The following is a 14,299-nucleotide window of genomic DNA, read 5'->3' on the forward strand; positions in this document are numbered from 1 at the left end:
GTGTATTTTAATTAATAGGAATACCTTCTTCTTTACAGATATTTTGCCGTAATACTGTCCGGGGCCGCCCGAAGCTGTTCCGGGGTGCCCTGAAAGATCAGGCGGCCTCCCTTTTCCCCGCCTTCCGGACCGAGATCAATCACCCAATCGCTGTTTTTGATCAGCTGCTGGTTGTGTTCCACCACAATGACCGTATTCCCGGCGTCCACCATGCGGTCCAAAAGCGCCAGGAAATGTTTGATGTCCTGGGGGTGAAGGCCGGTGGTCGGTTCATCCATCAGGTACAAACTCCTTTTTTCTGGGGAACTGCTAATCAGTTCCCTGGCAAGCTTCAAGCGCTGGCACTCCCCGCCGGATAACGTAGTGAGGGATTGACCCAGCTGCAAATACCCCAGACCGGCGTCTGCCAGAATCCGGAGAATCCGAAGGATCCGGGGCTGGCCGGTGAATACTTGGATGGCTTCCTCCACGGAGAGGTTCAGGATATCCTTGATGGAAAGTCCCTGATACAATACGTCCAGAACCTGCGGCTGAAATTGATTTCCTCCGCAGACCGGACAAACTACCCTTGTGTCGGCGAAAAACAGCATGGAGTTATCCACGTAGCCCAGGCCCTCACAGTTTTCGCATCTGCCTCCAGGCGTGTTGAAGGAGAAGTGTTTCGCGGTCAATCCGGCTTCTTTGGCAGCGCTGCTCTTGGCCATAACGGAGCGGATTTCTGTGTAGACCTCTGAGTAGGTTGCCACATTGGAGCGTTTCATCTTTGTGATTGGCGCTTGTCCGATTTCCACCACCTGATCAAAGGCATCTAGACCGATGACTCGATTCCTTAACGATCCGGCGTTCCCTCTGGCCAGCACTTCAAAGATCAGAGTCGACTTGCCGGAACCGGATGGGCCGGTGACGGAAATGAGGCAGCCTGTCGGGATTTCCACCGTCAGATTTTTCAGATTGTACCGGCTGGCGTTTTCAACGCGGAGGATCCCGCCGCCTTTCCGGAATCTGGATTTCCCAGCCGGGGGATTTTTGAGATAGGCTCCGGTCAGCGATGTCTCCTCATTCTTGATTTCTTCCAGCGTCCCGCACGCCAGAATCTCACCTCCGAACTTCCCGGATCCGGGTCCCATATCCACCAGGTAATCTGCGGATGCCATGATGTCCATGTCGTGTTCGATGACAATCACGGTATTTCCCAGATCACGCAATTTTTTCAAAATGACCACCAAGCCGGCGGTATCCTTCGGATGAAGTCCGGCCGTGGGCTCGTCCAAAAGGTAGATGATACCGGATAACTCGGAGTCCACGGTGGCGGCGAGGCGCAGGCGCTGCAATTCCCCGCCGGACAGTGTCAGGATTGTACGGTCCAAGGTTAGGTAACCGAGTCCGACGCGAAGATAGCGGTCCAGCTTTGTTTCCATATCCGTCAGGTACGCGCGTACCAGTTCCAGATGCCGCGGGGGCAGAGACGCCCGCAGTTCCCGCACCCACTGAACAAGTCTTTCCAGCGATACAACGGAGAGTTCCGGCAGACGGACATGGGACACGGTCACATTTCTGCTCTGCTCGCAGAGGCGCTCCCCATGGCATTCGGGACATTCCGTCACATCATAGTAGGGGCTAAGCTGAGCAGCGTCTTTTGTTTTATCCGCCAAACGCCGCCGCAAGATCGGAAAGACACCTTCGAACTTTCCCGCCATCGTGTTTTTCGGCGGCTTTTGATCGGGAAATGCCTGGCGGACCGCCTCGCACTCTACACCATGGAACAGGATCTCCCGCTGGATCTTGCTCCACTGCCGGACCGGGAGATGGGCGGCGTCCGGAAGGCCGTAATGCCGGAAAGCTTTGTACAAAATCGAGGTTTGATACTGGCCGTACTGCTTTTCCCAATAACTCACGGCGCCTTCTTCCAGCGGCAGGTCTTCCTGGATCACCTGTTCTTTTTTTATAATGTGAATGTTTCCCAAGCCTTCGCAGGCGGGACAAGCGCCTTCTTTGGTATTAAAGGAAAAATTAGTGCGGGTGATCTTGTCCATTCTCCTTCCGCAGTGATCGCAGTACATATAAACATGGAAATCCTGGCCCTTCTTTTTGGTTTCCTCTTTGCAGTCCGCGGAGGAGATGATTGCCCCGCAGTAAGGACAGGCGCGGACTCCCAACTTTTCGTAAATCATCCGCAGGTCAGTGTAGACGTCCGTCATGGTTCCCACTGTGGACCTGGGGTTTTGATTTCCGTACGTCTGGGAGATGACAATCGCAGGCGACGCTCCCCGGATTCGTTCCATCTTCGGTTTGTGAATCCCTTGAAATGCCATTGCCTCCAGATATTGCCGCTGGCATTCGTTGAACAGAACATCGATCAGCAGAGTGGATTTGCCGGAGCCAGATAGTCCGGTAAAGACGACGAGTTGATTTTTGGGAATGGTCAGGGAGATGTTTTTTAGGTTGCCCTCGTATGCACCGGTGATTTCAATATTGTTCACAAAGTCCTCCTTGCCGGAGAATTTGCCGGATCGTGCGGACGGCAAATTCATATTTGAGTAGTGTCTTTTTATTATAGAACAAGAGTTGGTAAATAAAAAGATAGTAGAGAATACAATTTGCACAATCGTATCCAAAATAAAGACGATCAGCCAATACACTTTTAAAATTGTTCGGAATACCACCCATTGGAAGAAGAATTGCATTGAAGCTTTTTACGTTTTGTGTTATGCTGAGTCTAACAGTATCGGACTAAAAACAGATTTTCCTTTTTTGTATTCGATTCGAATGGATGCGGAAGGGATGGCATGACGGCTTTTGGAGGCCGGATGAGGCTGTGAGATGAGACCAAAAGGAATAGAGAAGGCGCGAAGGGATCAGGACGGGTTCACGCTGGTAGAAGTTATCGTTGTCTGTACGATGATGGCAATATTGGCGGCTGTCTTGATTCCTTCCTTTATTGGATATCTGGAACAAAGTAAAGCGAAGGAATGCGAAGCGAACCGCAAAGCATTGGTGCTGCAGCTTTCCGCAGCGAGAATCCGAAAACCGGAAACCACGGTGAGTGAGATATTGGCCGGTGAGGACGGGAAAGAGATTACCTGCCCGTCCGGAGGCGTTTATTCGGCAGCGGATGCCGATACCGTGGTCTGTAGCATCCATGGGAAGGATGCCGCCGCTCCGGGGGAGGCGGAAACGGTGGAAAAGGGCGAACCGGACCGGCCGGGAGATCTTCCGACGGAACCGGAGACCACGCCGGAGGAAGAGGAGAGCACGGAGCCCCAGCCAACAACGCCGGAGGAGGGGTTGGAGGTGTTGGGGGGAAGTTACCGGGAGCTGTATGAATATTGCAAAAAATATGAATTTGACCGAACGGTAACTTTACCTGCCTGGAGTGTATTTTACGATGAGACAGGGTTTATCTGCATCACCAATAACACCAGCTTCTGGTCTGGGGCAATCAAGAATAAAGACGAAGTTTCTAAATTGCCGAGGGATAATCATGGTTCCATGTGGGTACTGGATGTGGATCCGATCCTCGACAGCGCAGAACGTTTTGAGGAACAAAAACATAAAGTAAAAACTGGGTCGGTGGCTTTTTACCAGGGGAAATACTATGCGGCCGGCGGAAGCTGGATCAGCTGGCCCCCCACGGGTGCGGATTGGCATGAATTGCAGTCGCCTGGGAACTGGCGGCCAGAGTAAGAAAGTGAAATAAAAGAGGCTATTATGAGACAACCGCAGGACAAAAATCGAACAAAGGGTTTTACCCTGGTCGAGATGATTGTGGTCGGCGTGATTCTTGTGATTCTGCTGTCGGTGGGAGCCGGTGCGATCGTGAAATATCAGCATTTCTCGATGTATAAGCAGAATAACGAGTACGCCAGGACCCTGTTCAGCTCGGCCCAGTCTGCGTTGTCCTATTATCAGTCGGGCGGGGGTTTAAAGGAGCTGGCTGAGAAGGTGAAAACCCCGGAACATAAAGTGAGCTCCGGCACGGCAGGCGAGCCGGGCGATTGGTATTACCTGGAGATCAAAAAGGGGGATGATTTGGAAACAAATCTTCTCTATCAAATTCTGAAAGACTATGTCTACCTGGAGGCAGTCTGGGATGCGGCGATCCGGCTGGAGTTTAATCCGGATACGGGAGCCGTTCTTTCTGTCTGCTATAGCGACCGGGCGGACCGATTTGATGAAAATCCTCTCTCCGCCGGTTTAAGAAGCGGCGTTCTTGGCGTGTCCGGGCGCGCGGAGGAGGACTGGGACAGTCTGCGGCAGAAATATATCCTTGGCTATTACAGTGCTTCGGCGCCGGAGGAAATTCCGGATGCCGGAGACTCGGTGGATGTGACGTCCGTGGAGTGGAGCAATGGGGAGGAACTTCGCCTGCTCTGGACCGTGGATGGGAAATTGCCGGCGGAACAGTATCGGTATCAGGTGGCGTTGTTCCAGGAGACGACATACAGCCCGAAGGTAACGATTCAGTTTGACGGCACGTATCTGGCGGACGAAACGCCGGCGCTGGCCTCGACGGACTGCACTGTGACCTGGCAGGACGGGACGGAAAAGACCTTTGCCTGCCGGGCGGCAAAAAAGGACGGCAAGATCATGCTGGTGCTGGATTCTGTGGATCTGGCGGCAGCCAGGCAGCAGGATGCGGGCAATAAGGAGAGCAGCGCATACGACGGAACTTACAGTATCATGCGGCTGGGCTTAGAGCCCTCCCAGCGGATTCTGGCCACTGTTTCCGCCTCGGCGGAGGGAGTGGTATCGGGAATGAGCGCCACCACGGCCACCTGGGAGCAGCCGGTTTTGGGGAGCTCCAGCAAGGAAGAGATCCGTGAATATCAGGTGGAAAATGTAAGACATTTGTTTAACCTTCGTTTTTTGGAAGCAGGCGGGACGCAGCATTCCTATATTCAGAAGACGGATTTATCCTGGGGCGGGGAAAACGGTCTTTTGACAGCCGGGTATGTCTACGACGCCTGCGGTATTGTGACCGCGGACTCCGGCGCAGCCTTCCCGACCATTCCGGTTTTAAATGCAGGCTCTTCTTACCAGCCGGAGGCGGTTCAGATACTGGCGGACTTTTGTTTCGGGTCGAGCCGGCCGCTGAGCGAGGCGACACAGGAAAATGCGGTGGAAAAGAGCGGCCTGTTCGGAGAAAATAAAGGTGAAATTCGGAATCTGACGCTGAAAAACAGCACATTGCGGCCGGAATTTGTCAATGATGCCGGTCTCGTCTGCGGGTATAACACCGGTGTAATCGAAAATATTACGGCACAGCAGGTCTCGGTAACCATGGTTTCCGAGGATGCTTATTATGCGATTACCAATCTGGGCGGAATTGCCGGGACGAGCGATACCACGATTACCAACTGCAAGGTGGATGGGATTTTCTCTCTGGGCGTCCAGGGCACTGCCGGCGGAATTGTGGGATATGGGAAGGAAGACATTGCCGGTTGCACGTTTCAGGGGGAACTGACGGTAATGGGCGCCGGAAGCGGCGTTGGTGGAATCGCCGGGGTCCTGGAAAAGAATGTGGAAAATTGCCGTTTGGGCGATAAGGAAAACCCTGTTACCCTTGAGGTGGACAGTGTGGACCGGAACAATGCCGGGGCTGCTGTCGGCGGTGTTGTCGGAGTTTCCCGCGGCAGCGCGAAAAACTGCGAATATTGGGGAAGCCTGTCGGTGGGGGAGGAAGCGAAACTTGCCGGTGGTATTTTGGGTTCTGTGACCGGGACGGCAGAGCTTTGTTCCTATTATGGCGACTTGCTGGTGGAGTCGGAATCGGCACAGCAGATCGGAGGAATCGCAGGGACCGTGGGAGGCGGACTGATTCAGTGTTCCTTCGAAGGAAATCTGGAAACAAATTCTGCGGATTATTTGGGAGGAATCGCCGGAACGGCGCAGCTGGATATCAGGGAATGTTCTTTTAAAGGATCCATTCTAGTGACGTCTGCGCAGATGTTTGGCGGAGTGGCTGGCGAAGCCAATGGAAACGTAATCCAGTGTTCTTATCTGGGAACCGCAGAGGCGGAATCGGCGAATCAGGCCGGAGGCATCGCGGCAGCCGCCAATCAGGAATTGAGTCAGTGCGCAGTCGGCAGCGAAGAAGAACCTGCGGAATTTACCGTAAAAAATGGGTTCGCCGGTTCCGTAGGAGGCCTGGCAGGCGTTTGCCAGGGTAAGTTAAGTGAAAGCTCTTACTGGGGAAACATTTTCCTGGAAGGAGGAAAAGGGCTGGGAGGCATCGCAGGTATGGCGATGGATGAAATCACCAGTTGTACGTATCAGGGGGAGATTGCCACGAAGACCACGGGAAATGTCGGCGGGATCGCAGGAGAAAGCTGGGGAGATATCACAGGCTGCCGGATCCAAGACAGTAAAATTGCCGTGGGGAACAGTATGGCGGTGGGCGGAATCAGTGGTTACAGCCACGAAACCATCTCCGATTGCACGGCCCAGGAGGTGGAATTGAACGCCCAGGAAGGCTCCACGGTGGGCGGCATTGCCGGCAGCAGTTATGGAACCATCAGCGGCTGTTCTTATCAAGGATCCATTCAAAACGAAACCAACTCTCCTGGCTACAGCGCCGGAGGCATTGCCGGAGCGGTGGAGGATAATTCCAAACAGGTTCTTGCCTGTGATTCTGACGGCAGCTTGACAGGATTTTCCGGTCAGGAGCTGGGAGGAATCGTGGGAAGCTGGACCGGCGATGGCGAAGTCTCTTCCTGTGTGAACCGAATGAATATCACAGGCGGCTCCGCCAGCGCAGGGATCGTCGGAGGCCAAACGACGGAAGGATCTTTGACCATCCGTCAGTGCCGGAATTACGGAAAGCCGCTGGAGGCGCTGGTGGAGCCGGCGGAGACTGCCGCGGAGAAACTGCCGGAATTTGAATTCAGCGGGATCCTGGGGTACCGGATGGAAAGCTTGAAGGCGGAGACCAGCATTTTAGACTGTTACGGGGTATCGGATGTGAAGTATCCGATTACGCGGTACACGGTTCAGGCGGAACAGACCCGTAAGAAAGAAGATCTCGTTTCCGATCAGGATAATTATTATTTCGTCGAGCCGGAGAATGAGATTCGAGTGATTGAGATCGACGCCCCTGCCCCGAAGTGGAATTGGTTTTATGAGAGTTTTCTCAATACAAACAATCCATATGCAAAGGATCGGATGCTTACGCCGTCGGGAAATTATTTTTATTGGATTGATGATACTTCCGCCAAGTCCTACGAGATCACTTTTACATTTTCGGATACGGTTGAGCTGGAGAGTCTTCAAGTTGATTGGAGATTCGGGAGCGCTATTTTATCCCGGTTTACCAAAGAATATGAATTTGAAATTTGGGGCGGAAACGAGGGAACCTTCGAAAAAATTTATGATGGTACATGCGGACAGGCGAACGGTTCTTCCCACGGGGTCAGCGGAATAAGATTTGCCCCTTCCGCCGGTATGGACCAATTAAAGATATCCTTTCAGGCGACCACATCCGGATGGCTCATTAACTCCGGGATCTGGAGCGTCCGCTTCAACCCGTCCGATGATCAGCAGGCCGTCCGGGATTACGGCGCCGGCATTCCCCTGGACGTCCGTCAGGATCCGGATCAGACCTACCGCGGCGATTACCGCGGGAAGCCGGGAAGCAAAGTAGCCGGAATGGAGATTCATCCGCACCTGTGGGCCTGGGAGGGCACCGGCCAGGCGGTGAGCAACCGGGAAGTGTTTGACCAGATCGACCCCTATCTGTATCTGCTGGTAAGCAATTACTCGCTTCCGGAAACGCCTGGGGCCCCGGATGTGACACAGAAACCTTCCGGGGAATCATCCACACAGGAACCCTCCGGTTCTCCGGAGAGTACTGCTGAAGCCGGAACTTCTGCGGTTCCCGAAAGCTCGGACACCGCTGCGTCGTCTGAAAGTCAGGGACCGGAGGAGAGCGGGGAGGAAAATACATCCGGATCGGAGTCCTCCTCCACAAGCAGTTCCACTCCATCGCAGGATCCTTCTTCCACGGGAAGCTCTATCCCTTTGCAGGGGTCTTCTTCCGCTCCCAGTGAAGAGGCGTCCCCTTCTATGCAGAGCGGAATACAGGAAGGAGGCGGTTTAGATGGCTGAGAAGAAAAAATCCAGGCCGCATCCAGATTCCAATACCCGCGGGGCGGCGATGATTGTCGTGCTCTGCGTAATGGCGGTTTTGCTGGCTTTGTCCCTGACCATGCTGTTTGCAGCCTCTTCCGTAGTCGGCACTGCGAAAAAGAGTGCGGCCTTTGACCGATGCCGGATTCTGGCGGAATCGTTCAGCGACCTGCTGGAGAAGGACACAGTCGGAGAAAAATGGCTGGTGGAGAGCAGCTGGCCGGAAAAAGATAGAGAGGCACTGCGCTATTTTGCCATGCGTTCCCTAAGGTCCCGCTTGGAGGATGGAACCAGCGCCGGGATTCCTTTCTATGACAATACGACCATGAATACGACAGGGGTCAGCCTGGAGGAACAGCAGAAGGCGGAAAAAGAAGCCGAGAAATCGGCGGTCGAATACGAGCTGATGATCTCCGACAGCGATGTATTGAATGTTAACGGCTACACCATGCAGGTGAAAGTTTATCTGGAGGGAAACGCCGCGTATCTCGAAAAACAGAGGAAAGCGCAAGAAGACAGCCACAGCTCCGACTGGGAATATTACCGGGCTTTGGCATATCATGGAAATGTGCGGCTGATGACGCTGGTGACGGCGGAGAAAGGGGAGACCTCGTACCGCCTGAAAACCACTTACCGCCCGCAGGTCCTCCTGAAGTCGGAGGGCGCCGGTTCGGCCCCTCAGATCACATGGCAGTGGGAAGTGGAGGGGAGAGAGACATGAAGAAGAATGCGAAAAGCGGATCCTCCCTGGTGTCGGTCATCGTTGCCTTTGCCGTGCTGATGATCGGAATCGCTATGTTCACGACCACGATGCTGACATCCCTCAAAGCTGCGGAGACGGCCCGGCTGCTGCGGCAGAAGGGACGGCAGGCAGCGGAGAATTATTATCTCGGCGGAAGCGGAGCGCGGGATCCCTACTATGATTCGGACGGTTCCGGAAATCCGATTTTATTCCGGCTGAAAGCGGCGGATGGAAGTGATTTTGTGGTCTCCGGCGAAGTGATGACCTACACGGAGAACAAAGGGGAAGAAGAGGAATACGCTCTGTACTATTTTGCCCCGCCGCCGGAGGTGAGCCCATGAAAAAGCGAGGGAACCGACGGGCCGGCTATACGCTGGTGGAGCTGATTGTCAGCTTTGCCCTGATTGGAATTTTTCTGGTGGCGGCGTCCACGGTGATCGGAAGTTTTCTTCGGATCCAGGCCAGGGTATCCGCCCAGGCCGATGCCCAGACTCTGTCCGATACTTTGCTGAACACGATTTCCGAGCCTTTGGTATCCATGCGGTACAATGAGGACAAGTGGAGCATCGAAGAAGGATCCATCCAGTTCCAGGACAAGGAAGGCCGGATCGTAAAGATCCGGGCGGAGGACGGAAGATTGGTCTTTGACTATGTGGAGAATGTCTCCACTCCCGGAGCGGTGCGGCCGCTGGCGGAAAAAGTCTATATGGGAAATGAGATCACCGAACTGAAATTTTCTCAGGACGGGGCCAATATCACGATCCGTCTGACCCTGCAAAACCAAAACGGATTTATTTGGGAAGACGGGAGAACCATTCGGTGTTATAATTGGAAGAAGTAACTGAACAGGCATAGGAAGGGAATTTTCCTTTTTATGATAGATTTAAGATGTGGGAACCAAAAAGATTGGAGGATGAGACATGAATTTATTTGCAAAAGCAAAAGCTGCGAAGGAAAAACGCGGCAGCAAAAAAGGTTTTACCCTGGTAGAGCTGATCGTTGTACTGGTTATTCTGGCGATCCTGATGGCGATTCTGGTACCTTCGCTGGTAAAATGGATCGATAAGGCGAAGGACAAACAGATCCTGATCGACGCGCGGACAGCTTATCTGGCGGCGCAGACGATTGCTTCGGAGAAGTATGCGAAAACCCCCACGATTAGTGGTTTTACAGCGGATGAGCTCAAGGAAGTAACTACTTTGGCTGAGGTGGCTGAGGGAAGTGTTACTGGTGTTGTGATTACGGGAGGTAAAGTAGTTAATCTGACGTACACCGAAGGTACTAAGACGGTAGCGATGACAGGTGGCACTTGGGGAGATGTCAAGGATGTAACAGCATCAACGTAAATAACCTGATTTTCCCGCGGCAGGCCCGTTCCACGGGCCTGCCCGCCCTACTAAACTTCCAAGAAACGGAGGAGTCTACCCATGGCAAGAGATGACACAAAAAAACGCCGTCTGCCCTTTACCCCACATCTGCTGATTACTTTGGCGGCGCTCTGTGTGATTGCTCTTTTGGTGCTTCCTCTGTTCACTCATTTCCGCCGTCAGGCGGAAGCCAGAACGGTGTTGAACCAGGCAAAGAATGTGGAGCTGGCGCTCCGCCTTTTAGGCCTGGAAAGTTATGGCGAGAATAGCCCTCTGACGGATCATACCCGCCTGAGTGGCCTCACTTCCCAAACCGAGAGGGAGCTTATGGAGCTGACTGGCTGTGAAGGCCAGCTGTATCTGCTTTCGTGGGATTCGGATGCCCACCGGCCTGCGGAATTCCTGTATCGGGAAGGGGAGTATCTGGTGACCTTTGAGAGGGAGGGGGAGGAATCTCTTTCCTGGGAGGTTAACCGTCTTCAAAAGATGAAGGCCGGAGGCCAGACGGAAGAATAGCCGGAAACGCCGCCTTGCCTGCTGTTTGTTCCCGGCAGGAGCGGAAGTCTCTCGCTGCGTCTGGCGATGGCCAAAACACAAAATAAGAAAGGAGGGGAGGAGCCATGGTTTTTGTATTGTATCTTATTTTATATGGTTTGCTTTTTGCCGTTGGTGCCTGCCTGTATTCCTTTTTAAATGTAATTATCTACCGGATTCCGCGCGGAGAAAGTTTTCTTCGCGGAAGAAGCCGGTGTCCTTCCTGCGGCCGGGAGCTGACGGCCGGGGATCTGGTTCCTATTTTCAGCTTTCTCTTCCTTCGGGGGAAATGCCGCACCTGCGGCGAAAAAATCCCGGTGAGAGACACCCTGACGGAAGGTTTCGGCGGGGCGTTGGCCTGCCTTTGTTTCTGGCAGTACGGGGGAAGCCCGAAAGCGATTTTGGCTTTTGGGTTCCTTTTTCTGCTGACGGCCACGGCTTTGATCGATGCGGATACCATGGAAATTCCGGACGGATTCTCCATCGGTATTGCCCTTCTCGGTGTGCTCGCGTTTTTCATTTTTCCGGAAATTGATGGGAAGGCGCGGCTGATCGGGGCGGTTGTGGTCAGTCTGCCGCTTTTTCTGCTCACCCTCTTGATTCCAGGGGCTTTTGGCGGCGGCGATATCAAACTGACCGCGGCGGCCGGCCTGTTTTTGGGGTGAAAACTGGTCCTGATTGCTTTGATGCTGGCGATTTTATCCGGCGGCGGCTACGGGGCTTATTTATTGGCGAAGAAAAAACTGGGGCGCAAGGATCATTTTGCCTTCGGCCCTTTTCTGTGCGCCGGCATGGGAATCTCCCTGCTCTGGGGAGAAGCATTGCTGGCGTGGTATTGGAGCTTGTGGTGGTAATCGGGAGGTCAGAGTATGGCGATCTATCAGTATAAAGCCAAGACGGCGGAAGGAAAAACCGTCAAAGGCAGTATCGAGGCACCGGATGAAAACGGGTTTTATGCCCGCCTGAAGGAACAGAATTATTATGTGATTTCCTGGTCCGAGGCTGAAAAAAAGCAGAAAACCCCAAAGCTGAAACCAAAGCAGCTGGCGGAATTCTGCCGTTCTCTCGGCACGCTGCTGGCGGCCGGCGTCTCTTTGGTGCGGGCCCTCGGCATTGTTTCCCAGGAAGAGGCGTTGAAAGAGAACCAGAGAAAAATCTATGAGAATCTCTTGGCCAGCGTCCGCCAGGGCAATACATTGTCGGATGCCATGGAGGCGCAGGGGGATTCCTTTCCTCAGCTGCTGGTCCATATGACCCGTTCCTCCGAAGCCAGCGGGAACATGGATCAGGTGTCTATGCGGATGGCGTCCCACTATGAGAAGGACTACCGGCTCCGCTCCAAGGTCCACGGAGCCATGATCTACCCGTGTATCTTGGGATTTCTGATTGTGGTGGTGGTGGCGTTTATCTTTACTTTTGTGATCCCTCAGTTTTCCGATATGTTCGCCCAGATGGAATCCCTTCCTCTGCCGACCAAAGTGATTATGGGCCTCAGCGATTTTCTTTCGAACCATTGGATCGCAGCGATTCTGGGGTTGATCGGGCTGGTGATTTTGATCCGGATGATTTTCCATATCCCGGCCGTTCGACTTTGGAAAGACCGGACCAAGACCCGGATGCCTTTGATCGGAAAGCTGTTGAAGGTAATCTATACGGCCCGTTTCGCCCGCACGCTGAGTTCGCTCTACTCATCGGGCATCCCGATCGTGACAGCGCTCCAGATCGGAAAAAAGACGGTGGGAAATGCCTACATAGAGGCCCAGTTTGACCGGGCCATCGACCAGGTGCGGTCCGGCGAAAAGCTTTCCGACGCCATCGGCGGGATTGACGGTTTTGTACGCAAACTGATGGAAAATGTGCGGATCGGCGAGGAGACCGGAAGCCTGGACGGCATGCTGGATTCCATTGCGGACACGCTGGATTATGAATCGGAGATTGCCATCAACAAGATGGTCTCTTTCCTGGAACCAGTTATGATCATTTTGATGGCTTTGATCGTAGGGTTTGTGATGATTTCCGTGATCCTTCCGGTCTACAATTCCTACGGCAGTATCGAAGCGTCCGCATACCACTGAGAAAGAAGGAAAATTTGAATATGATTACCTCTATCTATCTTTCCAATCGGAATATTCAGGTGACACTCGGAGATCGGGGAAAGACCGGTCAGGTTAAGAAATCTTTCTCGGTCCAGATTCTGGAGGGGAGCCTGCTGAACGGCATGGTGACGGACGAGGCGGAGCTGACCAGACAACTGGAAGAAATCTGGAGCAAATACCAGCTGCCGAAAAAGAATGTGGAACTGGTGGTGGACAGCTCCCGCTGGGTCTCCAAAGTCGTGACGGCGCCCCAGGCCAAACCATCGGTTATTTTAAAGAATCTCCCTCTGGAATTTGCAGATTCCGAGCGGCAGGAAGATGCCTGCTATGATTATATGACGCTGCGGAAGCTCCCGGAAGGGAAATTGCAGGAAGTCATGGCAATCATGGGGGACTCTGCTTATGTGGAAAACTACTGTCAGATTTTCCAGCATATCGGCGTGGAGCTGACGAAAATGACGTCGGCCCGGACCAGCGCGATTAAGCTTTTAACCCCGCTGCTGGCGCCCAAAAAGCAGACCTGCGTGGTGATGATTCTGGACGGATCGACGCTAAACAGCATGCTCTGGCTGAACGGCGCTTTTGCCTACGTGAATAAAAAACGGCTGTTTTGCGAACGGGGCGGGGCTGAACTGGGAATGGAGCTGGTGCGCAACATCAGCAGTATGATCCAGTTCCATGCCTCTCTGAAAAGCGGCCAGGAAGTAAAAAGTGTATACCTGTGCGGGGTCAGCGAGACAGAATTGGACCTGTGCCGGGATAGCGCGGAGGCAGCCGGCTTTTCGCTGGGGATCAACCGTCTGCCAAGTCCGGAAGAGTCCGAAATTTATTCGGCGGGAAATCTTTACGAGGCGCCGAAAGATATCAATCTGATCCAGGTGCGGAAAAAGCAAAAAAAGGCAGACGGCGGCTTAAAAAAAGCGCTGCGGTTCTGGGCCTTTCCGCTGATTTTGCTGGGAGTGCTTCTGGCGGGATTCGCCGTGATCTGGGGGATTAATTTCAGCAGAGAGAACACGGTAAAAGAGCTGGACGCCTATCTGATGGATCCGGAAAATTTGGACCGGCTGTCGGAAGCAGATGAATTGGAGATGGAGAACCAGGCGCTTTTATCCATTGTGAATCAGCTGGAACAGGCTTCGGAACTGGTGAAATCCTATCCGTGGATGGATACCCAGGTGGCGCTGGCGGTGGAGACCAGCTGCCCTTCCGGTCTGACCGTGGAAATCAAAAGTTATGCAGCGGAAGAAGGCAAGCTGACCATGGAAGCCACTTTCGTCGATGTCACGAAAATGAATCAATATGTGGATGCACTGTCCGAGGCAGGCTGTTTTGATGCGATCGGCTACTCTGGATATGCACTAAAAGGCGACGGAGCCTATCTGGCCACAGTGACGGTGGTTTTGTCGGAAGAAGCGGGAAAGTAGAAAGGAGGAAAC

General features: G+C 53.5%; 12 protein-coding genes. 11 read left to right on the forward strand and 1 reads right to left on the reverse strand.

Annotated features, from left to right (window positions below; genetic code table 11):
- Positions 1–32 precede the first annotated feature (32 nt).
- Complete coding sequence (locus MUB23_RS10110) at positions 33–2,480, reverse strand: ATP-binding cassette domain-containing protein (RefSeq protein ID WP_244800362.1); 2,448 nt, start codon at positions 2,478–2,480, stop codon at positions 33–35.
- 340 nt (positions 2,481–2,820) lie between these two features.
- On the opposite strand from MUB23_RS10110, the gene MUB23_RS10115 reads away from it, so the two are divergent.
- From MUB23_RS10115 to MUB23_RS10165, 11 genes are all read left to right on the forward strand, one after another.
- Positions 2,821–3,684 (forward strand): type II secretion system protein, encoded by an 864-nt coding sequence (locus MUB23_RS10115; RefSeq protein ID WP_244800363.1) that lies wholly within the window; start codon positions 2,821–2,823, stop codon positions 3,682–3,684.
- A 24-nt stretch (positions 3,685–3,708) separates the two neighbouring features.
- Positions 3,709–8,103 carry a type II secretion system protein gene (locus MUB23_RS10120; RefSeq protein WP_244800364.1) on the forward strand — a complete coding sequence of 1,465 codons (4,395 nt, stop codon included), beginning with the start codon at positions 3,709–3,711 and terminating at the stop codon, positions 8,101–8,103.
- Entirely contained in the window at positions 8,096–8,845 is a 750-nt protein-coding gene (locus tag MUB23_RS10125; protein ID WP_244800365.1) for a hypothetical protein, read from the forward strand. Before MUB23_RS10120 ends, MUB23_RS10125 begins: the two co-directional genes overlap by 8 nt.
- Positions 8,842–9,207, forward strand: a complete 366-nt coding sequence (locus MUB23_RS10130) for a type IV pilus modification PilV family protein (RefSeq protein ID WP_244800366.1) — start codon at positions 8,842–8,844, stop codon at positions 9,205–9,207. The genes MUB23_RS10125 and MUB23_RS10130 overlap by 4 nt, the downstream gene beginning before the upstream one ends.
- The gene (locus MUB23_RS10135; protein ID WP_244800367.1) at positions 9,204–9,707 is read left to right on the forward strand and encodes a type II secretion system protein; all 504 of its coding nucleotides are present in this window, start codon (positions 9,204–9,206) and stop codon (positions 9,705–9,707) included. The genes MUB23_RS10130 and MUB23_RS10135 overlap by 4 nt, the downstream gene beginning before the upstream one ends.
- Before the next feature lie 79 nt (positions 9,708–9,786).
- Positions 9,787–10,212, forward strand: a complete 426-nt coding sequence (locus tag MUB23_RS10140) for a type II secretion system protein (protein ID WP_244800368.1) — start codon at positions 9,787–9,789, stop codon at positions 10,210–10,212.
- Between the two features lie 81 nt (positions 10,213–10,293).
- The gene (locus tag MUB23_RS10145) at positions 10,294–10,749 is read left to right on the forward strand and encodes a hypothetical protein (protein ID WP_244800369.1); all 456 of its coding nucleotides are present in this window, start codon (positions 10,294–10,296) and stop codon (positions 10,747–10,749) included.
- A 104-nt stretch (positions 10,750–10,853) separates the two neighbouring features.
- The gene (locus tag MUB23_RS10150; RefSeq protein ID WP_244800370.1) at positions 10,854–11,432 is read left to right on the forward strand and encodes a prepilin peptidase; all 579 of its coding nucleotides are present in this window, start codon (positions 10,854–10,856) and stop codon (positions 11,430–11,432) included.
- A 21-nt stretch (positions 11,433–11,453) separates the two neighbouring features.
- Positions 11,454–11,621 (forward strand): hypothetical protein, encoded by a 168-nt coding sequence (locus MUB23_RS10155; RefSeq protein WP_244800371.1) that lies wholly within the window; start codon positions 11,454–11,456, stop codon positions 11,619–11,621.
- 15 nt (positions 11,622–11,636) lie between these two features.
- Positions 11,637–12,842 (forward strand): type II secretion system F family protein, encoded by a 1,206-nt coding sequence (locus MUB23_RS10160; protein WP_244800372.1) that lies wholly within the window; start codon positions 11,637–11,639, stop codon positions 12,840–12,842.
- A 20-nt stretch (positions 12,843–12,862) separates the two neighbouring features.
- Entirely contained in the window at positions 12,863–14,287 is a 1,425-nt protein-coding gene (locus tag MUB23_RS10165) for a hypothetical protein (protein ID WP_244800373.1), read from the forward strand.
- Positions 14,288–14,299: the final 12 nt, after the last annotated feature.

It is taken from the genome of Cuneatibacter sp. NSJ-177 (genome assembly GCF_022867805.1).
Classification (GTDB): Bacteria; Bacillota; Clostridia; order Lachnospirales; family Lachnospiraceae; genus Pseudolachnospira.

Coding starts and splice junctions, on each gene's coding strand:
- MUB23_RS10115 (WP_244800363.1), top strand. CDS start 2,821: ATGAGACCAAAAGGAATAGAGAAGGCGCGAAGGGATCAGGACGGGTTC.
- MUB23_RS10120 (WP_244800364.1), top strand. CDS start 3,709: ATGAGACAACCGCAGGACAAAAATCGAACAAAGGGTTTTACCCTGGTC.
- MUB23_RS10125 (WP_244800365.1), top strand. CDS start 8,096: ATGGCTGAGAAGAAAAAATCCAGGCCGCATCCAGATTCCAATACCCGC.
- MUB23_RS10130 (WP_244800366.1), top strand. CDS start 8,842: ATGAAGAAGAATGCGAAAAGCGGATCCTCCCTGGTGTCGGTCATCGTT.
- MUB23_RS10135 (WP_244800367.1), top strand. CDS start 9,204: ATGAAAAAGCGAGGGAACCGACGGGCCGGCTATACGCTGGTGGAGCTG.
- MUB23_RS10140 (WP_244800368.1), top strand. CDS start 9,787: ATGAATTTATTTGCAAAAGCAAAAGCTGCGAAGGAAAAACGCGGCAGC.
- MUB23_RS10145 (WP_244800369.1), top strand. CDS start 10,294: ATGGCAAGAGATGACACAAAAAAACGCCGTCTGCCCTTTACCCCACAT.
- MUB23_RS10150 (WP_244800370.1), top strand. CDS start 10,854: ATGGTTTTTGTATTGTATCTTATTTTATATGGTTTGCTTTTTGCCGTT.
- MUB23_RS10155 (WP_244800371.1), top strand. CDS start 11,454: ATGCTGGCGATTTTATCCGGCGGCGGCTACGGGGCTTATTTATTGGCG.
- MUB23_RS10160 (WP_244800372.1), top strand. CDS start 11,637: ATGGCGATCTATCAGTATAAAGCCAAGACGGCGGAAGGAAAAACCGTC.
- MUB23_RS10165 (WP_244800373.1), top strand. CDS start 12,863: ATGATTACCTCTATCTATCTTTCCAATCGGAATATTCAGGTGACACTC.